At 63.5% G+C, this 23,429-nt stretch carries 20 protein-coding genes; 3 read left to right on the top strand and 17 right to left on the bottom strand.

Annotated elements, in window-relative coordinates:
• Positions 1–168: 168 nt before the first annotated feature.
• From HWE04_RS02560 to glpD, 7 genes are all read right to left on the bottom strand, one after another.
• Complete coding sequence (locus tag HWE04_RS02560; RefSeq protein ID WP_077236698.1) at positions 169–1,917, bottom strand: ABC transporter substrate-binding protein; 1,749 nt, start codon at positions 1,915–1,917, stop codon at positions 169–171.
• A gap of 242 nt (positions 1,918–2,159) precedes the next feature.
• Positions 2,160–2,444, bottom strand: a complete 285-nt coding sequence (locus HWE04_RS02555) for a DUF2160 domain-containing protein (protein WP_039876711.1) — start codon at positions 2,442–2,444, stop codon at positions 2,160–2,162.
• Between the two features lie 2 nt (positions 2,445–2,446).
• Positions 2,447–3,223 (bottom strand): carbohydrate ABC transporter permease, encoded by a 777-nt coding sequence (locus tag HWE04_RS02550; RefSeq protein ID WP_369878643.1) that lies wholly within the window; start codon positions 3,221–3,223, stop codon positions 2,447–2,449.
• A gap of 46 nt (positions 3,224–3,269) precedes the next feature.
• Positions 3,270–4,160: a carbohydrate ABC transporter permease gene (locus HWE04_RS02545; RefSeq protein WP_006464946.1), complete on the bottom strand. Its 891-nt coding sequence runs from the start codon at positions 4,158–4,160 to the stop codon at positions 3,270–3,272.
• Positions 4,161–4,164: 4 nt separating this feature from the next.
• Positions 4,165–5,253 (bottom strand): ABC transporter ATP-binding protein, encoded by a 1,089-nt coding sequence (locus HWE04_RS02540; protein WP_241811394.1) that lies wholly within the window; start codon positions 5,251–5,253, stop codon positions 4,165–4,167.
• Position 5,254: 1 nt separating this feature from the next.
• Complete coding sequence (locus tag HWE04_RS02535; RefSeq protein WP_241811393.1) at positions 5,255–6,355, bottom strand: ABC transporter ATP-binding protein; 1,101 nt, start codon at positions 6,353–6,355, stop codon at positions 5,255–5,257.
• Positions 6,356–6,405: 50 nt separating this feature from the next.
• Positions 6,406–7,938, bottom strand: a complete 1,533-nt coding sequence (gene glpD, locus HWE04_RS02530) for a glycerol-3-phosphate dehydrogenase (protein WP_006464949.1) — start codon at positions 7,936–7,938, stop codon at positions 6,406–6,408.
• Positions 7,939–8,139: 201 nt separating this feature from the next.
• On the opposite strand from glpD, the gene HWE04_RS02525 reads away from it, so the two are divergent.
• Both HWE04_RS02525 and adhP read left to right on the top strand, forming a co-directional pair.
• A complete protein-coding gene (locus HWE04_RS02525; protein WP_241811392.1) occupies positions 8,140–8,898 on the top strand; it encodes a DeoR/GlpR family DNA-binding transcription regulator in 759 nt (252 codons plus the stop codon).
• A 248-nt stretch (positions 8,899–9,146) separates the two neighbouring features.
• Complete coding sequence (gene adhP / locus HWE04_RS02520) at positions 9,147–10,172, top strand: alcohol dehydrogenase AdhP (RefSeq protein ID WP_180666105.1); 1,026 nt, start codon at positions 9,147–9,149, stop codon at positions 10,170–10,172.
• 128 nt (positions 10,173–10,300) lie between these two features.
• Here adhP and HWE04_RS02515 read toward each other — a convergent pair whose 3' ends face one another.
• The 8 genes from HWE04_RS02515 to HWE04_RS02480 form a co-directional block, all read right to left on the bottom strand.
• A complete protein-coding gene (locus HWE04_RS02515; protein ID WP_241811391.1) occupies positions 10,301–11,806 on the bottom strand; it encodes a DASS family sodium-coupled anion symporter in 1,506 nt (501 codons plus the stop codon).
• Between the two features lie 128 nt (positions 11,807–11,934).
• Entirely contained in the window at positions 11,935–13,155 is a 1,221-nt protein-coding gene (locus tag HWE04_RS02510) for an aminotransferase-like domain-containing protein (protein WP_241811390.1), read from the bottom strand.
• 190 nt (positions 13,156–13,345) lie between these two features.
• Complete coding sequence (locus HWE04_RS02505) at positions 13,346–14,386, bottom strand: ABC transporter substrate-binding protein (protein WP_370460917.1); 1,041 nt, start codon at positions 14,384–14,386, stop codon at positions 13,346–13,348.
• A gap of 199 nt (positions 14,387–14,585) precedes the next feature.
• Complete coding sequence (gene amaB / locus HWE04_RS02500) at positions 14,586–16,100, bottom strand: L-piperidine-6-carboxylate dehydrogenase (protein ID WP_241811389.1); 1,515 nt, start codon at positions 16,098–16,100, stop codon at positions 14,586–14,588.
• Positions 16,101–16,480: 380 nt separating this feature from the next.
• Entirely contained in the window at positions 16,481–17,365 is an 885-nt protein-coding gene (gcvA, locus tag HWE04_RS02495) for a transcriptional regulator GcvA (RefSeq protein WP_039876716.1), read from the bottom strand.
• A gap of 127 nt (positions 17,366–17,492) precedes the next feature.
• Positions 17,493–18,899, bottom strand: coding sequence for an FAD-binding oxidoreductase (locus HWE04_RS02490; protein WP_241811388.1), 1,407 nt, complete (start codon positions 18,897–18,899; stop codon positions 17,493–17,495).
• Positions 18,889–19,953: a DUF1338 domain-containing protein gene (locus HWE04_RS02485; RefSeq protein WP_166758368.1), complete on the bottom strand. Its 1,065-nt coding sequence runs from the start codon at positions 19,951–19,953 to the stop codon at positions 18,889–18,891. Before HWE04_RS02485 ends, HWE04_RS02490 begins: the two co-directional genes overlap by 11 nt.
• Before the next feature lie 99 nt (positions 19,954–20,052).
• Positions 20,053–20,193, bottom strand: coding sequence for a hypothetical protein (locus HWE04_RS02480; RefSeq protein ID WP_241811387.1), 141 nt, complete (start codon positions 20,191–20,193; stop codon positions 20,053–20,055).
• Between the two features lie 434 nt (positions 20,194–20,627).
• Here HWE04_RS02480 and HWE04_RS02475 point away from each other — a divergent pair, with 434 nt between their 5' ends.
• Positions 20,628–21,929 (top strand): HD-GYP domain-containing protein, encoded by a 1,302-nt coding sequence (locus tag HWE04_RS02475; protein ID WP_241811386.1) that lies wholly within the window; start codon positions 20,628–20,630, stop codon positions 21,927–21,929.
• Here HWE04_RS02475 and HWE04_RS02470 read toward each other — a convergent pair.
• Both HWE04_RS02470 and HWE04_RS02465 read right to left on the bottom strand, forming a co-directional pair.
• Positions 21,878–22,810 (bottom strand): LysR family transcriptional regulator, encoded by a 933-nt coding sequence (locus HWE04_RS02470; protein ID WP_241811385.1) that lies wholly within the window; start codon positions 22,808–22,810, stop codon positions 21,878–21,880. The genes HWE04_RS02475 and HWE04_RS02470 overlap by 52 nt on opposite strands.
• A 207-nt stretch (positions 22,811–23,017) precedes the next feature.
• Positions 23,018–23,341, bottom strand: coding sequence for a thioredoxin family protein (locus HWE04_RS02465; RefSeq protein ID WP_241811384.1), 324 nt, complete (start codon positions 23,339–23,341; stop codon positions 23,018–23,020).
• Positions 23,342–23,429 lie beyond the last annotated feature (88 nt).

Raw genomic sequence — 23,429 nt, 5'->3', positions numbered from 1 at the left:
CTGACGTACTGAAAACGGCGGGTTGAAAATGAAGCCTTGAAAACGGAAAAACTGAATCAGACCGGCTACAAGACCGGTACACCAGAAACACGAAGACGCCATCCCGACACAAGCCGGGATGGCGTCATCCTACGCGTGATGCGGATCAGATTGCACGATCAGACTGCATCAGCGTACGCGGCCATCCTTCCAGGCCTGCAGCAGCTTGTCGTAGGGGATGGTCTCGCCCTTGGGCTTTTCGTTGGCCAGCTTGGCCCACGGCGCACCCTTGTCGGACAGCCAGGAGGCCGGGTCCTTCTTCGGGTTCAGCTTGGGCGCGCACTGCTTCATGCCGGCGCGCTGTAGGCGGGCCATGATACCGTCCATCTCGTCGGCCAGGTTGTCCATCGCACCTTGCGGGGTCTTCTCGCCGGAGATGGCCGAGGAGATGTTCTTCCACCAGATCTGCGCCATCTTCGGATAGTCGGGCACGTTGGTACCGGTCGGGGTCCACGCCACCCGTGCCGGGCTGCGATAGAACTCGATCAGGCCGCCGTACTTGGCCGCATTCTTGGTGAAGTAGTCGGAGCGGATGTCGGAGTCACGGATGAAGGTCACGCCGACGATAGACTTCTTCAGTGAGACGGTCTTGGCCGTGGTGAACTGCGCATACAGCCAGGCCGCAGCCATCTGGTCCGGCGGGGTGCTCTTGAGGAAGGTCCACGAGCCTACGTCCTGGTAACCGTTCTGCATGCCATCCTTCCAGTACGGGCCGTGCGGGCCGGGGGCCATGCGCCACTTGGGCGAGCCATCGGTGTTGACCACCGGCAGGCCCTGCTTGGTCATGCTGGCGGTGAAGGCGCTGTACCAGAAGATCTGCTGCGCGATGTGACCTTGCGCCGGCACCGGACCGGCTTCGGAGAAGGTCATGCCCAGCGCCTCGGGCGGGGCATACTTCTTCATCCAGTCCAGGTACTTGGTCAGGGCATAGACCGCTGCCGGCGAGTTGGTCGCACCGCCGCGTGCCACCGATGCGCCCACTGGGGTGCACTTGTCGTCGGCTACGCGGATGCCCCACTCATCCACCGGCAAGCCGTTGGGCAAACCCTTGTCGGCGGCGCCAGCCATCGACAGCCAGGCATCGGTGAAGCGCCAGCCCAGCGAGGGATCCTTCTTGCCGTAGTCCATGTGACCGTAGATCTTCTTGCCATCGAGTTCCTTCACGTCGTTGGTGAAGAAGGCCGCGATGTCTTCATAGGCCGACCAGTTCTGCGGCACGCCCAGTTCATAGCCGTACTTGGCCTTGAACTTGTCCTGCAGGTCCTTGCGTGCGAACCAGTCGGCACGGAACCAGTACAGGTTGGCGAACTGCTGGTCGGGCAGCTGGTAGAGCTTGCCGTCGGGTGCGGTGGTGAAGCTGGTGCCGATGAAATCCTTCAGGTCCAGGCCGGGGTTGGTGTATTCCTTGCCGGGGCCGGCCATGTAGTCGGTCAGCACCACGGTCTGGCCGTTGCGGTAGTGGGTACCGATCAGGTCCGAGTCATTGACCCAGCCGTCGTAGATGGACTTGCCGGATTGCAGCGAGGTCTGCATCTTCTCGACCACGTCGCCTTCCTGGATCACGTCGTGGATGACCTTGATGCCGGTGATTTCCTCGAAGGCCTTGGCCAGGGTCTTGGATTCATAGGCATGGGTATCCAGGGTCTCGGAGACCACGTGGATTTCCTTGACGCCCTTGGCCTTGAGCTTGGCGGCAGCGTCGATGAACCATTGCATCTCGCTGACCTGCTGCTGGCGCGACAGCGTGCTGGGCTGGAATTCCGAATCCACCCACTTCTCGGCCGCCTTGATGTCGGCCCAGGCATTGCCGGCGACACCGGCCATCGCCATGGCAGCCACCAGCACGGTTAATTTGATTTTCCGCATGTTCTGCATCATGTCTCCTCGTCACCTTCCCCTGAATTGGCGTGCCGGGTAGGGAAGGAGTATCCCCGGACGTCCGTTCTGATTGGCACTACAGATCTGTTGCCTGCTGCTATAAAAAATCGATGTCCAGCTCACCACGAACCGTTCGGACCGAGCAGGCCCGCCAGGGCCGTATCTAAGACGCTCAGCCTCATGCGAACCTTCGATACGCGGCTGCGCGGCTACTCAGGACGAACGGGAGTCATCAGCTCCGATCAGCCCTTGCGCATGATCAGCACCAGGGCGAGCAAACCCAACACCGCTGCGTACCACTGGTCCAGGTCGGTCAGGCCGACCCAGGCCAGGTTGATATAGGCCGCTGCCAGCAGTCCGATGAAGAGGCGATCGCCGCGGGTGGTGCGCATGGGCAGGAAGCCCTTGCGCTCGATCGTGGGAGAACGCACCTCCCACACCGTCATGCCCACCAGCATCAGTGCCACACAGGCGAAGAAGATCGCCACTGGTGGCGTCCACGACATCCACGAAAATGCATTTGCCATGATCACACTCTCCCCATTGCGAAGCCCTTGGCGATATGGTTGCGCACGAACCAGATCACCAGGGCACCAGGAACAATCGTCAACACGCCGGCTGCGGCCAGGATGCCCCAGTCCATGCCCGCCGCCGAGGCGGTGCGGGTCATGATGGCGCTGATCGGCTTGGCGTTGACCGAGGTCAGGGTGCGCGCCAGCAGCAGCTCCACCCAGCTGAACATGAAGCAGAAGAAGGCCGTCACGCCCACGCCGGACTTGATCAGCGGCAGGAAGATACGCAGGAAGAAGCGCGGGAAGGAGAAGCCGTCGATATAGGCGGTCTCGTCGATCTCGCGCGGCACGCCGGACATGAAGCCCTCCAGTATCCACACCGCCAGCGGCACGTTGAAGAGCATGTGCGCCAGCGCCACCGCGATGTGGGTGTCGGACAGGCCGATGGTGGAATACAGCTGGAAGAACGGCAGCAGGAACACCGCCGGCGGCGTCATGCGGTTGGTCAGCAGCCAGAAGAACATGTGCTTGTCGCCCAGGAAGCGATAGCGCGAGAAGGCATAGGCCGCCGGCAAGGCCACCAGCAGCGACATGACCGTGTTCATGGCCACGTAGATGATGGAGTTGATGTAACCCGAATACCACGAAGGATCGGTGAAGATCACCTTGTAGTTGTCCAGCGTGGGCGCATTGGGCCAGAGGGTGAACACCGACAGGGTTTCCTCGTTGGTCTTCAACGACGTGTTCAGCAGCCAGTACAGCGGGACCAGCGTGAAGGCGATGTAGAGCAGCATCACCAGCACGCGGGTGAGGGTCTTGTCCTGGTTTTTTCCCTGGATTTTATTCATGTTGGCCACCCGAAGCATTGGCGTTGTTGCCGGCGCTCTGCATCCAGTTGTAGAGCACGAAGGACAACAGCAGGATGATGAGGAAGTAGATCAGCGAGAAGGCGGCTGCCGGACCGAGGTCGAACTGGCCCACGGCTTTCTGCGTGAGGTACTGGCTCAGGAACGTGGTGGAATTGCCGGGGCCACCACCGGTGAGCACGAAGGGCTCGGTATAGATCATGAAACTGTCCATGAAGCGCAGCAGCACCGCGATCACCAGCACGCCGCGCATCTTGGGCAGCTGGATGAAACGGAACACTGCCCAGCGGCTGGCGCCATCGATCTGCGCGGCCTGGTAGTAGGCATCCGGGATCGAGCGCAGACCGGCGAAGGCCAGCAGCGCCACCAGCGGTGTCCAGTGCCACACGTCCATCACCAGCACGGTCAGCCAGGCATCCAGCGGATTGGAGGCGTAGTTGTAGCCGATGCCCAGCAGGTTGAGCACGTAGCCACCCAGGCCGATGTCGGCGCGGCCGAAGATCTGCCAGATGGTACCGACCACGTTCCATGGGATGAGCAGCGGCATGGCCAGGATCACCAGCGTGGCCGAGGATTTCCAGCCCTTGTGCGGCATGGCCAGCGCCAGGCCGATGCCCAGCGGGATCTGCACCAGCAGCACGCAGAAGGAAAAGATCAGCTGGCGCAGCAGGGCCGCATGCAGCTCGCTGTCGCGCATGACATCCTTGAACCATTCCAGGCCGACGAAGACCTTCTGCTCGGGGCTGATGATGTCCTGCACCGAATAGTTGACCACCGTCATCAGCGGGATGATGGCCGAGAAGGCCACCGTCAGGAAGACCGGAAGGATGAAGAACCAGGCCTTGTTGTTGTAGGGCTTGTTCATGGGCTTAGCGTCCTATTCTCTGGTCGTTGCTGAAGTAGATCGTCTCGGGCTTGGCCAGTCGCAGCCATTGCGGCCCGGTAGCGATCTTCATCTCCGGCGCCACGCGCGCCTTCACGCTCATGCCCTCGAACTGCGCCGTCACCAGCTGGCTGGTCCCCAGATGCTGGACCTGCGTGACCTCGGCGCTGATGGCACCGGCCGTGCCGGGGGTTGCCAGTTCGACGAATTCGGGGCGGATGCCCAGCTTCAGTTCGCCACTGCTGTTCTTCAACGCCTGCAACTGCGCCGCGTCCACCTGCACTTGCTGCCGGCCCAGCAGCACGGTATCGCCTTCGATGCTGAGCGGGCAGAAGTTCATGCCGGGGCTGCCGATGAAATAGCCCACGAAGGTGTGGTCCGGCCGCAGGAACAGTGCCTCTGGCTTGCCCTGCTGCACCACCTTGCCTTCGGTCATGACCACCACTTCGTCGGCGAAGGTCAATGCCTCGACCTGATCGTGCGTAACGTAGATGAGGGTCAGCTTCAGCTGGTGGTGGATTTCCTTCAGTTTCTGGCGCAGTTCCCACTTCATGTGGGGGTCGATCACCGTCAGCGGTTCGTCGAACAGGATGGCGGCCACGTCCTTGCGCACCAGGCCGCGCCCCAGCGAAATCTTTTGCTTGGCATCGGCCGACAGGCCGGCGGCGCGCTGCTTGAGGTCACGGGTGAGATCGAGCATCTCGGCGATCTCGCGCACACGCGCCTGCACTTCGCGCTCGGGCATCTTGCGGTTGCGCAGCGGGAAGGCCAGGTTGTCGAACACGCTCATGGTGTCGTACAGCACCGGGAACTGGAACACCTGGGCGATGTTGCGATCGCGGGTTGCCATGCGGGTCATGTCGACACCGTCGAACAGCACCTGCCCCTCGGAAGGCTGCAACAGCCCCGAGATGATGTTCAACAGCGTGGACTTGCCGCAGCCGGAGGGGCCCAGCAAGGCATAGGCGCCACCGTCTTCCCACACCATGTTCATGGGTTGCAGGGCGTAGTCCTTGAGGCTGGCCGGATTGCCGCTGTAGGCATGGCCCAGGTTCTTGAATTCGATGCGGGCCATGTCAGTGCGTCTCCAACGGGGCGCTCAACAGGCGACCCTCTGTGTCGAACAGGAAAGCCTTGGAAGCGGCGATGCTGACCTGCACCGTACTGCCGATGGCCACTTCATGCACGCCCGATAGCTGCGCCACCAGCGGTACCTCGCCATGGCGCAGGTGCAGGTAGGTCTCGGAGCCGGACAGCTCGGCCAGGGCCACGCTGCATCCCAGGCTCACGCCCGGTGCGTCCAGCGCCTGCAGGCGTACGTCGTTGCAGCGGATGCCCAGCTTGCAGCGCTGGCCTTCGGCCAGTGTCAGCGCGCGGCCGGCAATCTCCAGCACGCTGCCATCGTTCATGCGGACGGCGGCCACGCCATTGGCCGAGGCCACGGCCGTGGCATCCAGCAGGTTCATCGGTGGATCGTTGAAGATCGCCGCCACCTGGGTGGAGGCCGGCGAATTGAACAGTTCCAGGGTCGGTGCGAACTGCAGCAGCCGGCCTTCGTGCATCACTGCGGTATGGCCGCCCAGCAGCAGGGCTTCCTGCGGCTCGGTGGTGGCATAGACCACGGTGGTGTCGCCGGTGGCGAAGAGCGAAATCAGTTCGCTGCGCAATTCCTCGCGCAGCTTGTAGTCCAGGTTCACCAGCGGCTCGTCCAGCAGCACCAGCGGGGCACGCTTGATCAGCGCGCGCGCCAGCGCAGTGCGCTGCTGCTGGCCGCCGGAGAGTTCGCCCGGCAGGCGTTGCAGCAGGTGGGCGATGTGCAGCTTGTCGGCGATCTCGTTGACGCGCCGGGTGATTTCCTGCCCGGCCTGCTTTTGCAGGCGCAAGGGTGCAGCGATGTTCTCGAACACCGTCAGGCCGGGATAGTTGATGAATTGCTGATAGACCATCGCCAGGTTGCGCTCGCGCACCCCCACGCCAGTGACATCCTGGCCATCGACCAGCACGCGGCCGGCGGTGGGCTTGTCGAGGCCGGCGATGATGCGCATCAGCGAGGTCTTGCCGGCCTGGGTCGGGCCTAGCAGGACGTTGATGCCGCCTTTGGCGAGATTCAGGTCAAGCGGGTAGAGGTGCGTTTCGGCACCGACCGTCTTGGCCACTTGTTTCAGTTCCAGGGTCACGCTGTCTCCTCACTGCATTTTTTTGATTGATGGTGGGCGTCGACCTGGGATCAGCTGGCGGCGTGATCGGGCAGACTCGCCAACCACGCCTCCAGCCGTCCTCTGTGCTGGGGCCCGCAATGCAGGCCCAGCTTGCTGCGGCGCCAGAGGATATCGTCGGCGCCGCGCGCCCATTCGTGTTGCACCAGGTAGCGCGCCTCGGCTTCATACAGGCCCGGGGTCAGCTCCTCGCCCAGCGCGGCCAGGCTGTCGGCCTGACCGATGATCTGGGTCACGCGCGAACCATAGCTGCGCGCATAGCGATGCGCAAGCGCGGCCGGCAGCCAGGGATGACGTGCCTGGAACTGGCGCAGGAAGGCGTCGAAGTCGTAGCGCGCCACGGTCTTGCCGGGCTGTTCCAGGTCGCCGCCGGGCAGGGGCGCCGCGGCCGTCCACGGCTGGCTGGAGGCACCCAGATGCGGCGCCAGCATGGCCAGCGCCTCTTCGGCCAGCTTGCGATAGGTGGTGATCTTGCCGCCCCAGACATTCAACATGGGCGCACCGGCGTCGTCGCATTCGAGCAGGTAGTCGCGGGTGATGGCCGAGGCATTCTCGGCACTGTCGTCCAACAGCGGACGCACGCCGGAATAGGTCCAGACCACGTCTTCACGGCCGATCTGGCGCTTGAAGTAGCGGTTGGCCATCTCGCAGAGGTAATCGATCTCCTCGGCATCGATCTCGACCTTGCCGGCATCGCCGTGGTATTCAAGGTCGGTGGTACCGATGAGAGTGAATTCTTCCTGGTAGGGAATGGCGAAGATGATGCGCTTGTCCGGGTTCTGGAAGATGTAGGCGTAGGGATGGTCGAACAGGCGCTTGACCACGATGTGGCTGCCTTTGATCAGGCGCAGGCTGCGCCCGGTCCTGGCCTGCGGCACCGCCTGCGCGAAGCGTGCGGCCCAGGGGCCGGCAGCGTTGACGATGGCGCGGGCGCGCACTTCTTCCTGTTGCACGCCATTGGCATGCTGATGTTCCAGCACCGCATGCCAGGCATCGCCCTCGCGGCGGGCGCTGATGCACTTGGTACGGGTGAGGATACGGGCGCCGCGCTCCTGCGCGTCCATCGCATTCAGGACCACCAGGCGCGCATCGTCGACCCAGCCATCGGAATAGACGAAGCCACGACGATAGTCGCCCTTCAAGGGTTGGCCCGCGACGTGCCGGGTCAGGTTGGCACCTTCGGAGGCTGGCAATATCTCGCGCTTGGCCAGGTAGTCATACATGAACAGGCCGGCGCGGATCATCCAGGCCGGACGCTGGTTGGCATCGTGCGGCATGACGAAGCGCAAGGGCCAGATGATGTGCGGCGCCGAGCGCAGCAGCACTTCGCGCTCCTGGAGCGCCTTGCGCACCAGCTTGAATTCGTAGTATTCGAGATAACGCAGGCCGCCATGGATGAGCTTGGTGCTGGCCGAAGAGGTGTGCTGGGCCAGGTCATGCTGTTCGCACAGCAGCACCCGCAGCCCGCGGCCGGCCGCATCACGTGCAATGCCTGCACCGTTGATGCCACCGCCTACCACCAAGAGATCGTATTCGAGCGCCATTGGCCTGTTCTCCACTTTCCGCTTGTTCGCTTTTCGCTTCGTTCGCTGCACCCAACTCACCCATTTCCCGGGAGTTGGCAATGCCCAGTAAGATAAGCGACATCCCGAACGTAAATCAACAATTATTTGTTGTTTTAAGTTCGTTTATGTTTTTTAATGTTCATCTCTGATCGCAACCGTTAATCCTTTTTCAAGCACACCATGCTCAATCCCAGGCAACAGACGCTGCTGGAATGCGTGCGCAAGCACGGCACGATCTCGGTCGAAGAGTTGGCTCAACAGCTGGGCGTGACCACCCAGACCGTGCGCCGCGACGTCAAGGCGATGGTCGATGCCAGCCTGCTGGCGCGCTACCACGGCGGCGTCGGCCTGCTGTCCTCGACCGAGAACATCGCCTATCCGGAGCGCCAGGTCCTGCATGCCGAAGCCAAGCGCCGCATCGGTCGTACCGTGGCTGCCCGCGTGCCCGACGGTTGCTCCCTGATCCTGAACCTGGGCACCACCACGGAAGAGGTTGCGCGCGCCCTGCAACAGCATCGGAACCTGCACGTGGTGACCAACAACCTGAACGTGGCCAATTCACTGGCCAGCAATCCCGAACTGGAAGTGATCATCGCCGGCGGCGTGGTGCGCGCCCGTGACCGTGGCATCGTTGGCGAGGCGACCATCGATTTCATCCGCCAGTTCAAGGTGGACATCGGCATCATCGGCATTTCCAGTATCGAGATGGACGGCGTGCTGCGCGACTTCGACGCCCGCGAGGTCAAGGTGGCCCAGACCATCATCGAACAGTCACGCCAGGTCTGGCTGGTGGCCGACGCCAGCAAGTTCGGCCGGCAGGCGCTGGTGAAGATGGCGCACCTGTCGCAGATCGATGTGCTCTTCACCGATGCCTCTCCACCGCCGGAACTGGCCAAGTTGCTGGCCGAGACCGATGTGGAAGTGGTGATCGCGAAATAGCAAACACCCTGCCCTGGGGAGGGTCATGGGAGCAGGGCCTGCGCACCGCCCGTCCTGCGTATTTCTTGAATGAACGTCCAAGTTTTTCAACGATGAGCGACATGGATCAACCCATGTCCAATCATTGATTGTCGTCCCTGTGCGCGCGGAGGATAGTGGGCTATGCAGGCAGGCACAACAGTTGGCCAACGCAGCAAAACGGTCATCACCCTGCCCTCGCATCCCGTTGATCCCCCCGAGGAGTGCATATGACGCAAATGATGAAAGCGGCCGTCGTCCGCGAATTCGGCAAGCCCCTGTCCATCGAGGAAGTCCCCGTTCCCACACCCGGCCCAGGCCAGATCCTGGTCAAGTTCGAGGCCAGCGGCGTCTGCCACACCGACCTGCACGCCGCCCATGGCGACTGGCCCGTCAAGCCCACCCCACCCTTCATCCCCGGCCACGAAGGTACCGGCTATGTCGCCGCGCTGGGCGCTGGCGTCAAGCGCGTCAAGGAAGGTGACCGCGTCGGCGTGCCCTGGCTGCATACGGCCTGCGGCTGCTGCTCACCCTGCCGCACCGGCTGGGAAACCCTGTGCGCCGAACAGCAGAACACCGGCTATTCCGTCAATGGCAGCTTCGCGCAATATGGCCTGGCCGATCCCGATTTCGTCGGCCATCTGCCGGCCGGCCTGGAGTTTGGCCCGGCCGCTCCGGTGCTGTGCGCGGGCGTGACCGTCTACAAGGGCTTGAAGGAAACCGAGGTGCGCCCCGGTGAATGGGTGGTGATCTCCGGCATCGGCGGCCTGGGCCACATGGCGGTGCAATACGCCAAGGCCATGGGCATGCACGTGGTCGCCGCCGACATCCACGAAGACAAGCTGGCGCTGGCCAAGAAGCTGGGCGCGGACCTCACCGTCGATGGGCGCGACATCAATGCCGTGGCCGACGTCCAGCGCATCATCGGCGGTGCCCATGGTGCGCTGGTGACGGCGGTCTCGCCCAAGGCGATGGAACAGGCCTTCGGCTTCCTGCGCGCACGCGGCACCATGGCCCTGGTCGGTCTGCCGCCGGGCGACATCAGCCTGCCGGTGTTCAACACGGTCTTGAAGCGCATCACCGTGCGGGGCTCCATCGTCGGCACCCGCCAGGATCTGGAAGAGTCACTGGTCTTCGCCGCCGAAGGCAAGGTCGCGGCGCACTTCACCTGGGACAAGCTGGATAACATCAATGCCATCTTCGCCCGCATGGAAGAAGGCAAGATCGATGGGCGCATCGTGCTGGACCTGAAGTAGCCACATACGTGGCAGACAGGAAAATGGCGACACACATCAGTGCGTCGCCATTTTCATGGGCCCTCTCCAGATTCAGGCGGAGGGTTCTTCCCAGGGCTGCCACTGCCAAATGCCGGCATGCCGCTATCCTACCAATACCCCAACACCTTCCACCACGCCGTCCCGACGGTCGCGAACACCAGCAGTTCCACCACCGCCATCACCAGCCCCACGCCCCACCACTTGCCCATGGAGACGTAGCCGCTACCGAAGATGATGGGCGAGGTGCCGGTGGCGTAGTGCGTCAGCGTCATCATGATGGCCGAGCCGGCGGTCATCATCAGCATGAAGGGCAGCACGTACTGCTGCGGCAGCAGTTGCGCTCCCACCATCAGGAAGGCCAGCAGCATGGCGCTGATGTGGGCGGTGGTACTGGCAAAGAAATAGTGCGACAGCACGAACACCAGCAGCAACACCGCCGCGACCGCGAACCAGCCCATGCCGCTGGCGACGATGGCCGCCTTCATGCCCTCCGAGAACCAGGCCACCACGCCGGTCTTGTTCAACTGCTCGGCCAGCATCACCAGCGCACCGAACCAGACCAGGGTGTCCCAGGCGCTCTTTTCGGAAAGCACATCATCCCAGTCGATGGTACCGGTGATGATCAGCACGAACAGGCCGACAAAGGCCACCACCGTCGGGTCCAGCGTGAAGGCCGCACCCAGCAGCATGGCCGGCACATTGGCCCACAGCAGCAGCAACAGGGCGAAGGTCCCCAGCATGACCTTTTCACTGGCACCCAGGCGGCCCATCTTGTCCAGCTCGCTGCGGGCGTAGTCCACCGCATTGGGCGTGGACTTCAGCTCCGGCGGCGAGACCAGGTAGATCACCATGGGCATGATCAGCAGGCACACCAGACCGGGCAGCAGCATGCACAGCGCCCAGGTGGTCCAGGACAGTTGCAGCGCCTGGCCGGTCGCCTTGGCGACGTAGTTGACCACCAGCGGATTGGGCGCGGTGGCGGTAAGGAACATGGCCGAGGTGATCGGATTGGCGTGATAGTTGACCAGGGCCAGGTAGCTGCCGACCTTGTTCTGTGTGCCCTTGGCCGGGTCGGAGTCAAAGGCATTGGCGATCGACTTCATGATGGGGTGGACGATGCCGCCGCCACGCGCGGTATTGCTGGGGGTGAAGGGCGCCAGCACCAGTTCGCAGACCGCCAGCCCGTAGCCGATGCCGATGGTGCGCCGGCCCAGCAGGGCGATGAACATCAGGCCCACGCGCCGTCCCAGCCCGGTCTTCTTCAGGCCACGCGAGATCAGGATCGCCACCACGATGAGCCAGATCAGCGGATTGGAAAAGCTGGCCAGCGCATCCGCAATGGCGCCCTTGGATGAGGTCGAGGTGACCTGCGAGAGCGAGACGATGACGATGGCCATCATCGCCATCACGCCGATGGGCATGACCTTGAGAATGATGGCCACGATGGTGGTGAGGAAGATCGCCACCAGCGCCCAGGCCTTGGGCGCAAGACCCTGCGGACAAGGCAGCAGCAACAGCAGGATCAGCACGGCCGTGGTGATCAGGGCGGGGACCAGCCGGAACGGCACGGCCTCGTTGAAGTAGTTGAAAGTGGCTTTGAGTCTGGCAAACATCGCGTCATCCCTGGAGTGGAAAAGCAGGATGGCCGCGCGGCATCACCGTGGCGACCATCGTGGCGCCAGTATAGTCACGCGACCGCCCGGGCTGGTCCGCTCATTGCCGATGAATTGATCTGTGCCAGCTAAGCAGCGGATTTCGCCGCCTTCCATTCCTGCTGCGCCTTCTTCAGTCGCGCCACGCCCTCCACGATGTCCTCGGGCTGGGCATTGGCGAACGACAATCGCCAGTGTCCAGCGTCCGCTGCGCTGGCGTAGAAGGCCGAGCCCGGCACATACATCACGTTGTGCCTGACCGCCTGCTGCAGCAGGGCCGTGGCATCGGTGCCATCCTTCCAGCTGGCCCAGATGAACATGCCGCCTTCCGGCGCGATCAGGTCCAGGCTGTCGCCGAACGCCTCTTTCAGCGAGGCCAGCATGATCCGGCAACGTTCGCGATAGGTGGCGATGATGGTGGGCAGATGCGCCTGCAGGCAACCGGCCTGCAGGTAACGGGCCGCGACCATCTGCATCCACGGCGCGGTGCACAGGTCGCCGGTCTGCTTGGCGATGACGGCGCGGCGCAGGATTTCCGCCGGGCCGCACATCCAGCCGATGCGCAGACCCGGTGCCACCGTCTTGGACAGGCTGGACAGATAGACCAGCCAGTCGCTGGCGCCGTCGATCTCCTGCGCCACCTGCAGCAGCGGCGGTTCGGCCTGGCCGGAGAAACGGAGTTCTCCGTAGGGATCGTCTTCCACCACGATGAACTGGTAGCGCACCGCCAGTGACAGCAGATGCCGCCGGCGCGCCAGCGGCAAGGTCGCACCGGTGGGATTGGCGAAGGTCGGCACCAAATACAGCATCTTCGGCCGGGCGCCGGCCTGCAGCGCGGCTTCCAGGGCATCGGTGTCCATCCCCTGGGCGTCGCCGGGAATTTCCAGCAGGTCGGCATGCGCCAGTCGCAAGGCCTGGATCGCGGCCGGATAGCAGGGACGTTCGATGGCCACGCAGTCACCTGCCTGCAGCAGGATGCGCAGCAGCAGTTCGAAACCCTGCTGGGAGCCAGTGGTCACGATCAGCTCGCCCGGATCGGCGCCGCCGATGCGCTCGCGGGTGAGCTGCTTCAGCGTCTGCGTCAACACCGCCGTGCCTTCGGTAGCACCATATTGCAGGCAGGCCGCAGCGGCGCTATCGAGCAAGGTGGCAGCACTGCGCGCAAGTCCGGCGGCATCGAACAGGGACGGTGCGGGATAGCCACCGGCAAAGGAAATCATGCCGGGCTGCTGGGTGTACTTGAACAACTCGCGGATAGGCGAACCCTGCGGCGCCTCGAAGGCGGGATTGAAGCGGTAGGCAGCTGTCATGATGTGCGCAGCAAAATGTGAAGAAAAAAGGACGAGCGCGGCCAGCGCGGGATGTGCGGCGCCGCGTAGTTCTTCAGGAATATGAATAAAGCTTCTACGGTGGCTGCAGCTGCAGCCCAAGGGGAAAAGAGCAGCAAAGAAGAGAACAGGCCAGCGGGGGCTCCAGGCGGAGCCCCGTCGCGTCAGCCGATCACTGCTCGATCATGCGGTTCCAGCGGTTGTTCCATTCGGAACGCTTTTCGTTGACCACATCCCAGTCCACGGTATTGAGGTTCTTGGTCAGCACCTCGCTCTTGCCCAGCTTGGCCTGTGCGGCTTCCGACAGCGGCACGTTGCGGTTGACCGGGATGGAATTGGCCAGCGCCATGCTCTTGGCTTGCACGGCCGGGGTCAGCAGGTATTCCAGCAGCTTCTGCGCCAGTTCCGGCTCGCTGTTGCCCTTGATGGGGCAGGCGCCGGTCATCAGCAGCACGCCACCTTCCTTGGGTGTGGCGAATTCGGCGGGGATGCCCTTGTCCTTCAGGTTGGCAATGCCGGTCACGGTCAGCGGGAAGATCGCCGCTTCGTTGGTCTGCACCATCTCGGAAATCTTGGCCGAGCTGGACAGGTATTCGACCACGTTGGGGCCGACCGTGCTGCCCCACTTCTTGAAGCCGGGGTCGACGTTCTTGTCGGTGCCGCCCACCAGACGGTTGAACATCATGAAGCCATACAGGCCGAAGGTGCTCGCAGAGATGGACTGGAACACCACCTTCTGCTTGTACTTGGGATCGGCGAAGTCCATCCACGAGGTCGGTGCCGGCCAGCCCTTTTCGGCGAACAGCTTCTTGTTGTAGCCGATGCCCAGTACGCCCATCTCGATGGCCACGGCCTGGTCATTGGCCAGGCGTGCGAAGGGGTAGACATCCTTGAGCACGGCGGCGTCCTTGACCTTTTCGCACAGGCTCATGTTGATGGCACGGTACATGATGCCGTCGTCCAGGAAGGCCACGTGCATCTGCGGCTTGTCGCGCTGCGCCTGCATCTTGGCGATGATGTCCGAGGAAGTGCCGGGCACCACCACCACCTTGACGTTGTTGGCCTTCTCGAAGTCCGGGAAGATCGAGGCGGTGTAGTTCTTTTCCATCGTGCCGCCGTTCATGCCGACGTAAATGGTCTTGCTTTGCGCCTGCGCGCCGGAGGCGGCCATCAGGGTCGCGCCGATTGCACAGGTCACTGCCAGGGTCTTCATCTTCATTACTGCACTCCTTGCCGGTTTGCCGATGTGGGTCCCGCTTGCGCGGGTGTGGGTACGTGGGATGCCGCGCCGGTCCCTTGCCGGGCCGGCGTGGTTGCTGCTGTCGCTATTGCTGCTGTTGACGCTGTTGCTGTTATTGCTGTTATCGCTTCAGGCCCTGCGCGGGCCGCCGTGGAGGGCGGCCGCCGGTGACTCAGTCGATATCGAACTTCACGCCCTGCGCCAGCGGCAGGGTCTTGCTGTAGTTGATGGTATTGGTGGCACGACGCATGTAGTTCTTCCAGGCGTCCGAGCCCGATTCGCGGCCGCCGCCGGTTTCCTTCTCGCCACCGAAGGCGCCACCGATCTCGGCACCGCTGGTGCCGATGTTGACGTTGGCCAGGCCGCAGTCGCTACCGACTGCGGAGACGAACAGCTCGGCCTCGCGCATGTCGTTGGTGAAGATGGCCGAGGACAGGCCCTGCGGCACGGCGTTGTTGAGCGCGATGGCGTCGGCCAGCTCTTCGTACTTGACGATGTAGAGGATGGGCGCGAAGGTCTCGTGATGCATGATGGCGGTCTGGCCGGGCATGACCACCACGGCCGGACGCACGTACCAGGATTGCTCGCCCATCACCGTCACGCGTTCGCCGCCGGTGACTTCGCCACCCTGGGCGCGCGCCTGCTGCAACGCAGCCTGCATGGCATCGAAGGCGCCCTTGTCGATCAGCGGGCCGACCAGGGTGTCACCCTGCAGCGGATCGCCGACCTTGACGCTGGCGTAGATACGCTTGATCTGCGCCACCACCTGGTCATGGATGCTGCTGTGGACAAACAGGCGGCGCAGGCTGGTGCAACGCTGTCCGGCCGTGCCCACGGCGGAGAAAGTGATGGCGCGCAGCGCCAGGTTGAGGTCGGCCGAGGGCGCGACGATCATGGCATTGTTGCCGCCCAGTTCCAGCAGGCTGCGACCCAGGCGCTCGGCCACCACGGTGGCGACCTTGCGGCCCATGCGCACGCTTCCGGTGGCGCTCACCAGCGGCACCAGCGCCGAACGCGACAGGCTCTCGCCCAGGTCGGCGCCGCCGATCAGCAAGGGGCACAGGCCGGCCGGAACCAGGTTGGGACGCTGTGCCGAAAAGCGCGCGACCGCCTTCTCGAAGATGGCCTGTACCGCCAGCGCGGTGACGGGCGTCTTTTCCGACGGCTTCCACACCACGGCATTGCCGGCGACCAGGGCCAGCGCGGCATTCCAGGCCCACACCGCGACCGGGAAGTTGAAGGCGGTGATCACGCCCACCACACCCAGCGGATGCCAGGTTTCCATCATGCGGTGACCGGGACGCTCGGAGGCGATGGTCAGGCCATGCAGCTGGCGCGACAGGCCCACGGCGAAGTCGCAGATATCGATCATTTCCTGCACCTCGCCCAGTCCTTCGGAGAGGATCTTGCCCGCCTCCTGGGTCACCAGTGCGCCCAGTTCCTCGCGGTGCTCGCGCAGCACTTCACCCAGCACGCGCACCAGTTCGCCACGCACCGGGGCCGGTACTTCGCGCCAGGCCAGGAAGGCCTTGTGCGCGCCGGCGATGGCGGCCTCGGCGTCGGCCGGCGTCTGCGCCTTGAGTTGCGCGATGATCTCGCCATCACGCGGCGAACGGATCACCAGATCGTTGCCGGCATAGGCCGCGAGGTCAGCACCCAGAGTGGAGAAGATGCGTGGAGAAGACATGGAATTCCCTTGAAAAGTGGAGTGGGATGGGTCTGGAACGGTGGAGTATAAGGACAGCCAGGACAATTCTTAAAACCAAAAAATTTCACGACATCATGAGTTTTTGGAATGCACCGTCGTGGCGCGCGATAATCCGCGAGGATGCGCGAGGATGGTGCGGCGCATCACGGGCATTTACGCCGAGAGCCTTTCTGATAGAGGGATAGCGCCCTGCCGACCAGAACCCGGCCAGCGCTGCCCGGGCGCCCTGCGCAACCTGGGCGCCCTCTCTCCCGGCCCAGGCCTTGCGACCGTCGGCCATGAGTTTTAGTCAGCCTGGAGATCAAATGGCCCGCAGCCATGCGCACCGAAGCAATGCAGCGCCGTACCGGCCTCAGGACTCAACCGCCCTGGGCTTCGCCCAGCAGCCATTCGCGGAATTTCAGGATGGCGGCCTTGCCGGCGTTTTTCTCGGGATAGACGAGGTAGTAGGATTGCGGACTCTTGACCGCGAAGGGGAACGGCACATGCAACTGGCCCAGGCTGATCTCGGTCTCGACCATGAACTTGGGCATCAAGGCCACGCCCATACCGGCGACAGCCGCCTGGATGACCATCGCCAGTTGCTCGAAACGCGGCCCCGACAAGGCATTGGGGCAGTCCACGCCGACATGGCGGAACCAGTCCTGCCAGGCCTGCGGGCGTGTCGTGTGCTGCAGCAGGGTGACGTTGGCCAGGTCTTCGACCGCGTGGATGCGTTCGCTCAGGGCCTTGCTGCACACCGGCACCACCTCTTCGCCCATCAGACGCACCATCACCGTATCGGGCCAGTCGGGTTCGCCGAAGTGGATGGCGGCATCCACCTGGCGGGTACTGAAATCGAAGGGCAAGACCTCGGTACTGAGGTTGAGCAGCACATCCGGATGGGCGGCGGAAAACTTGGCCAGGCGCGGGATCAGCCACTTCACGCCGAAGGTCGGCAGGATGGCCAGGTTCAGCACGCTGGCCAGGCTGTTGTAGGTCATCACCTGGAAGGTCGCCATCTCGATCTGCTTGAGGATGGTGGAGACCTGGGCCGCGTAGTCGCGCCCGGCCTCGGTAAGGATGAGTCGGCGGTTGATGCGCTCGAAGAGCTTGACGTTGAGGTAGTCCTCCAGGATCGCCACCTGCCGGCTCACCGCCCCCTGCGTCATGTGCAACTCGTTGGCCGCCTTGGTAAACGACATGTGCCGCGCCGAGGTATCAAAGGCGATCAGGCATGACGTTGACGGGATGAAACGGCGCATGGGACGGGTTCCGCTGGGTAAATGACCCCGCACTATAGCAAAAGCCGCCCCCTCCCCTCCAGCGTGACCGGCCCCGCTCATGCCAGTGGCAGCAGCGCTGGCTGCAGCGCCGCCGGGCGGGACGGACTCATGCAAAACGCGTATTGCCCAGCAGGCAGTCCGGATCGAACACCGGCTGCACCCGCGCCGCCAGCGCGCGTTGCGCGGGCTGGGTATAGCGCTGGTAGTAGTGCTGGTTGAACGGCCCGATGCCATGCTCCGCACTGAAGCTGCCCTGGTAGCGCTGCACCACCAGGTCATACAGGGCGGTGCGCAGGGCCTCGATGCGTTCAGCCGGGAATTGCGGCTGTGCGGCGGGGGCGATGGCCAGGTTGAAGTGCACGCCACCGTCACCCCAGTGACCGAAGTCATACACGTCGGCACCCGCGAAATCCCGCTCCACCAGCGCCAGCGCCTCGGCACGGAAGGCCGGCAGGCGCGAGCGCGAGACCGAGATATCGAAGGCCACGATCTTGCCCTCCTGCTTGACGCTGTCGCTGATGGCGTGGCGCAGGCGCCAGAGGGTATCGGGCTTGTCGACCACGGCATCGACGATGGCGTCGTCGAAATGGCGCTCCAGCCAGGCCATGAAGAGCTTGTCCAGATCGAAGTGCTCGCCTGCTTCAGCCGATGAACTGACTTCGACCAGCAAGGCATAGTCCGGCAACGGATCGAAAGGTGCGACGATCTGCGGCAGATGGCGCAGCACCGAGGCCAGCGCATTGCGGGAAATGCCTTCGAAGGCGGTCAGGAAATCGGCGAACTGCGCCTGGGCATCCTGCAGCAGGCGCAGACCGGCCTCCAGCGACGCAGGCACCACCAGTGCCGTGGCACGCTGGCGCGGCAGCGGATGGGCGCGCAACACCGCCTGGGTGACGATGCCGTAGCTGCCGGCGGTACCGATGAACAGTTGCTTCCAGTCGGGGCCGGTATTGTTCTTGTGCAGGCGATTGCCCATTTCCAGCAGTTCGCCGGGCGGCTGCATCAGCAGGGCCTGCAGGCCCAGTGTGTTGTGGCGCACATCGCCGTAGCGGATCAGGCGCGCGCCACCGGTATTGGCAGCCAGCATGCCGCCCACCGACGGGTCCGCGCCGAGATCGATGGGAAAGCACAGCCCATGCGGCGCCAGCGCCTGGTTCAGGTCCGACAGCCGGGTACCGGCCCAGGCCTGGATCACGCCATCGACGGGATCGATATCGATCACGCCGCGGATGCGCTCCATGCTGAGGATCACTTGCAGGCCGGAATCATCCGGGGAAGCCGCGCCGACCAGCCCGGTATTGGCACCCTGCGGCACCAGCCGCACACCCTCGGCGGCGCACAGGCGCATCAGCTCGGCGGCCTGGGCCACATCGGCGGGACGCGCCACGCACAGGGCCTGGCCGGCGCCATAGCGCGGGCCATGTTCATAGGGCGTACGTTCGGCGGCGGCAGTGATCAGGCCGCTGCTGCCCAGCAGCGACTGCAGCTGCTGCAGCGCCCGTTCAGCAGACACTGCCTGCCTCGTCGCCGGCCGGTACGGCTGCGGTCATCTTGAAGATGCCCTGGGCGTTGCCGCTGTCGAAGCTCAGGTCCAGCTTGCGCTGGCCGGCCTCGTCCAGGTAGTGGTCGCGCGAGATGAATTCGTAGAAGGAACCGGGCACCGTCATGGCAACCGGCTGGCCATCGTCGCCTTGCATCTGGTAATCGACCTTGACGGCGCGGAAGGCGGTCTGGCGCACGCGGCCATTGCGCGAGACCTCGACCTGATCCTTGATCGGCCGACCCAGCTGGCGCTGGCGCTCGGCCGTGGCGACTACGTCGCCCACGCGGTCGGTGGCGTGGTTGAAGGCATTGCCTTCGGTGGAGATCCAGGCCATCTCGGCGGACTCGGCCTTGAGGGTTTCGTATTGCGCCACGGTGGGCAGGTCATGGTGACGGGCGAAGCAGGCCAGCATGGCGGGAAGCAGGCGCTTGGCCTGGTCCAGGGCCAGCTTGCCCTGCGCTTCCAGCTGCGCCAGCAGCGCCAGCACCTCATCGGAGAGCGGGTTGCGCGAGCTGGCCAGCACTGCCTCTACGGTCTGCTGGAACTGCGGCGAGAACTGCTCGGGATGCAGTTCGCTGACGAAGAACTGGGCGATGTTCTCGGCGTCATCGGCGTGGGTATAGACACGGCCGGTCATCTTGATGCGGGCCAGCGGATAGGTACCGCTCTGCTGGTAACCCAGCGGCAGCAAGACCTTGGTGAACAGGGTCTCGCCATCGGGGAAGCCGCTGTCGCGACCACGCCGTACGGTGCGCACGGCACCGTGGTCGAAACAGATCTTCACACCGTCGCGCTCGGCGTCGTCCACATAGTCGCGGCCGCTGGCGACCTGCTGCAGCAATTGTTCGAAGAGCAGCATGTTCAGTGCCTGCGCCAGCTCCAGGCGCGACACCTCCTGCCCGGCTGGCTTCAGGGTGGATACCGGGACCTCCAGCCGCACGAACTGGCGCTCGACAATGGCTTGATCACCGTAATGGGAAAGCAGGAGTTGGTAGAGGTTGCTGTCTTGCGCGGAAGTCGTCATTTGCTTGCCTTTGACCATGGGACAATGAGATAGCCTCATGGTAACGGCAGCGCAGGGAAGGAATAAAACGATAATTTCTGAGGTATGCCCGCTTTTTTCTCATGCAAACGGTTTATAGCAGCCGGGCAGTGCCGGAGAAAACATGCCAATGTCGATCACGATGCCGAGCAGATGCCTGACCTGTCCATTGACGACCGTCCCGCAAGTCAAAGTCACGGTGCATCCTGCGATTGTCGGCATCGTTCCTTTCCTTTGACCTGTTCTACGTGCAGCCGGAAAACCCCTCCATGACTGCACGGCGCCGGCGCGGGCTTGCGCCCGCCGTGCCCCCCGACACGGCACCGACGGGAAACGGCAGGCCTAATGTATTACAAGCGAGGCGATTTGATTAGCCGTCGTTTTACGAAGGAACTCATTAACACAGCTTAACAATTGCGGCGCAGTGCGGCTCTGGCAGCGGTCCGCAGGGATTGGGCCAAATCATTGAGCACACTCTTTAGTGATGGACCTCTAATCAATTTTCCCGGGATGTAATACATTGGCGCCTCGCACGGCTCACTTGCCGGCCCGCAAGTAATCGTCCGGTCGCTGCCTGCAGAGGTTCCGGCAGCCCGGCTTACCCGGCCTGCCGGCCCCTCACCGCCCCACCGCTTTTCATCACCCGCAGCCAATCGATGACCCACCTGAAGAAAATCCATGTCAAGCAGCTCAGCCCCGGAATGTATTTCTCAGGTTTTGACGGTGCATGGATCACCTCCCCCTTCTGGCGCGCCAGTTTCCTGATCCGCACTGCTGGCGAAGTGCATCTGGCGCAGCAGACCGGGCAGGAGTATTGCTGGATCGACACCGAGAAAGGCGGCCAGCCGCCGCCCGAACCTACCTCACAGGAGCCCTGCGCGCAGACACCCGCCAGCGCAGCCCCGCCCGAGGAAGCCGGTATCGATCCGGACCTGGCCGATGCCTTGCAGCTCTACGAAAAGGCAAGGCAGATCACGCAGGAGGTCTTCAACCAGGCGCGCCTGGGCAAGTCACTCGACGTGCAGAAATGCAAGGAACTGGTGGAACAGATCGCCGTCTCGGTGGCCCACCACGGCGATGCCTTGCTGGGCATCATCCGTCTGAAACGCGCTGACGAGTACACCTACCTGCACTCGATCGCGGTCTGCACCATGATGGTGGCCCTGGCACGCACGCTGGGCCTGGACGACACGGCCTGCCGCCAGGCCGGCCTGGCGGGCTACCTGCACGACATCGGCAAGGCCTTCATTCCGCTCGAACTGCTCAACAAACCCGATCGCCTGACCGACCAGGAATACAAGGCCATCCAGCGTCACCCGGCGCTGGGCCACGCCTACCTGAGCGGTCTGGTGGGCATACCGGATGACGTGCTCGATGTCTGTCTGCATCACCACGAGAAGGTCGATGGCTCCGGCTACCCCGATCGTCGGCAGGGCCCGCAGATCAGCCTGTATGCGCGCATGGCCGCAGTCTGCGATGTGTATGACGCGGTGACCTCGCATCGTCCCTACAAGAGCGCCTGGGACCCGGCCGAATCGCTCTCGCGCATGGCCTCGTGGCAGGGACATTTCGACCGCACCATTTTCCTGGCCTTCGTCAAGACGCTGGGTATCTACCCGCTGGGCTCCATCGTCACCCTGCAATCGGGGCGCACGGGACTGGTGATCCGCCAGAATCGCCGAGACCTGACACGCCCGGTGGTCAAGGCCTTCAGCACCACCAGCACGATGGAAGTGCTGGAACACGAGATCATCGATCTGTCTGCCGCTGGCCAGACCGACACCATCGTCGAACGCAGCGGCCAGGACTGGCTCAGGAGCCACGGCCTGGCCATCGGTTCACTCCAGGCCATGCTGGCGGTATCGGACGCCGCGGCGTCTACACAGGCGACCAATGACGCGGCAGGTCAGCCAGGGCCGGACTTGCCCGCATCGACCGGATGGCGCCGCCTGAAATAGGCGCGGATCTGCTCGATGCAGGCGAGGATCTTCTGCGGGACAGGCGCCCGGTGCTTGGTGGTGAGGAAGGCACTGTAACTTTCCAGTGACCAATCCGGCAGCACCACCACCAGCCGCCCGGCATCGAGATCCTCCTGCACCTTGCTGCGCAGCAGGCGCGCCACGCCATGGCCTTGCAAGGCCAGACGTCGCAGCGAGCGCGCATGATTGGCCGTAATGTGCGGTGTCAGGCGCATCTGCATGCACTGCCCGCCGCGATCGCGCAGGGCAACTTCCACGCTGGCGCCGTGCGGCGTGAAGAAGAGGAATTGCTGGTGCACCAGATCTTCAGGCCTCCAGATCGGTGCGCGCGCCTGGAGATAGGACGGTGCGGCGCAAAGGACCGCCTCCAGCTGCGTGAGGTAGACATCCTCGGCGCCGGGCGCCTTGCCTACGCGCAACGCCAGATCCACGCTCTTGTCCATGAGATCGACGTTATGGTCATCGACGTCGATGTGGATGCGCAGCCGGGGATGCTCGTGGATGAAACTCTCCAGGGCCGGGACCAGGTACTCGGAAGCCATGAAGCTGGAAGCAGCGATACGCAACTCCCCGACAAGTTCATTGTGCAGGCTCTCGGTATTGAGCCTGGCCTCGTCCGCCAGGGCCACGATGCGCGCGCAATTGGCGTAGAAGGCTTGCCCCGCCTCGGTCAGGCTGAGCTTGCGGGTGGTCCGATGCAGCAGGGTGGTACCGAGGATGGCCTCCAGCGCACTGATGTGCTGGCTCACCGAAGACGAGGTCAGCCCCAGCTCGCGGGCCGCCTTGGAAAAGGCGCCCAGCTCCACCACCCGGGAAAAGATCACCATGCGCGGCAGGTAGTCCATCGCGTTGTTTTTCATCTTGCGCTGTCGTTGTCGTATGTCGGTTCCGGGTCCGGGCACTACTGGCCGATGACCTATTGTCGGGACCGACTATAGCCGCTCCCGGAAGTCATACAACTTGGAAGCTGGGCGCAAGAAATGGTTTAATTTCCAGTTTGGCAAGACAGGTATTTTCAGGTAATGGACGCCCGCCTGAAGTGGCAGCGTCAACCTGGGCGCAGCGTCCTACCAGAGCCAGGACGCCAGTTGTACCTCCAGCGAGCGTTTTGACATGGCGCCGCCGAAGGACTTGACCACGTTGCCTTCGACGAACACCTTCAACTCAGGAATCGCCGTGACGCCATAACGTTGTGCGAGAGCAGGGCATTGATCGACGTCGACCTTGTAGACCACCAGTTTTTCCTGATGCTCCCCCGCAATGGCGTCCAGATTCGGCGCAATGCTGCGACATGGCGCACACCACGGCGCCCAGAAGCCGACCAGGACCGGTCTGCCGCTATGCAGTACATCCCGCTCGAAGTGTTCTACCGACGTATGCCTGGCGCTCATGGAATGACTCCTACGCTGTGATGGCACTAAGGGCCGATACAGATGAAAAAGAGGAAAGTAGATTGCCATGATGGCAATCCACCTTCCT

This window comes from Herbaspirillum sp. C7C2 (genome assembly GCF_022627865.1).
Lineage (GTDB): Bacteria > Pseudomonadota > Gammaproteobacteria > Burkholderiales > Burkholderiaceae_D > Herbaspirillum > Herbaspirillum frisingense.
The sequence above is the reverse complement of the archived record's forward strand: the minus strand, read 5'-3'. Positions and strand labels throughout refer to the sequence as shown.

Excerpts from the sequence above, each read along its gene's own strand:
- HWE04_RS02560 (WP_077236698.1), bottom strand. The coding sequence starts at position 1,917 with ATGATGCAGAACATGCGGAAAATCAAATTAACCGTGCTGGTGGCTGCC.
- HWE04_RS02555 (WP_039876711.1), bottom strand. The coding sequence starts at position 2,444 with ATGGCAAATGCATTTTCGTGGATGTCGTGGACGCCACCAGTGGCGATC.
- HWE04_RS02550 (WP_369878643.1), bottom strand. The coding sequence starts at position 3,223 with ATGCTGCTCTACATCGCCTTCACGCTGGTCCCGCTGTACTGGCTGCTG.
- HWE04_RS02545 (WP_006464946.1), bottom strand. The coding sequence starts at position 4,160 with ATGAACAAGCCCTACAACAACAAGGCCTGGTTCTTCATCCTTCCGGTC.
- HWE04_RS02540 (WP_241811394.1), bottom strand. The coding sequence starts at position 5,253 with ATGGCCCGCATCGAATTCAAGAACCTGGGCCATGCCTACAGCGGCAAT.
- glpD (WP_006464949.1), bottom strand. The coding sequence starts at position 7,938 with ATGGCGCTCGAATACGATCTCTTGGTGGTAGGCGGTGGCATCAACGGT.
- HWE04_RS02525 (WP_241811392.1), top strand. The coding sequence starts at position 8,140 with ATGCTCAATCCCAGGCAACAGACGCTGCTGGAATGCGTGCGCAAGCAC.
- adhP (WP_180666105.1), top strand. The coding sequence starts at position 9,147 with ATGACGCAAATGATGAAAGCGGCCGTCGTCCGCGAATTCGGCAAGCCC.
- HWE04_RS02515 (WP_241811391.1), bottom strand. The coding sequence starts at position 11,806 with ATGTTTGCCAGACTCAAAGCCACTTTCAACTACTTCAACGAGGCCGTG.
- HWE04_RS02510 (WP_241811390.1), bottom strand. The coding sequence starts at position 13,155 with ATGACAGCTGCCTACCGCTTCAATCCCGCCTTCGAGGCGCCGCAGGGT.
- HWE04_RS02505 (WP_370460917.1), bottom strand. The coding sequence starts at position 14,386 with ATGAAGACCCTGGCAGTGACCTGTGCAATCGGCGCGACCCTGATGGCC.
- amaB (WP_241811389.1), bottom strand. The coding sequence starts at position 16,100 with ATGTCTTCTCCACGCATCTTCTCCACTCTGGGTGCTGACCTCGCGGCC.
- gcvA (WP_039876716.1), bottom strand. The coding sequence starts at position 17,365 with ATGCGCCGTTTCATCCCGTCAACGTCATGCCTGATCGCCTTTGATACC.
- HWE04_RS02485 (WP_166758368.1), bottom strand. The coding sequence starts at position 19,953 with ATGACGACTTCCGCGCAAGACAGCAACCTCTACCAACTCCTGCTTTCC.
- HWE04_RS02480 (WP_241811387.1), bottom strand. The coding sequence starts at position 20,193 with ATGCCGACAATCGCAGGATGCACCGTGACTTTGACTTGCGGGACGGTC.
- HWE04_RS02475 (WP_241811386.1), top strand. The coding sequence starts at position 20,628 with ATGACCCACCTGAAGAAAATCCATGTCAAGCAGCTCAGCCCCGGAATG.
- HWE04_RS02470 (WP_241811385.1), bottom strand. The coding sequence starts at position 22,810 with ATGAAAAACAACGCGATGGACTACCTGCCGCGCATGGTGATCTTTTCC.
- HWE04_RS02465 (WP_241811384.1), bottom strand. The coding sequence starts at position 23,341 with ATGAGCGCCAGGCATACGTCGGTAGAACACTTCGAGCGGGATGTACTG.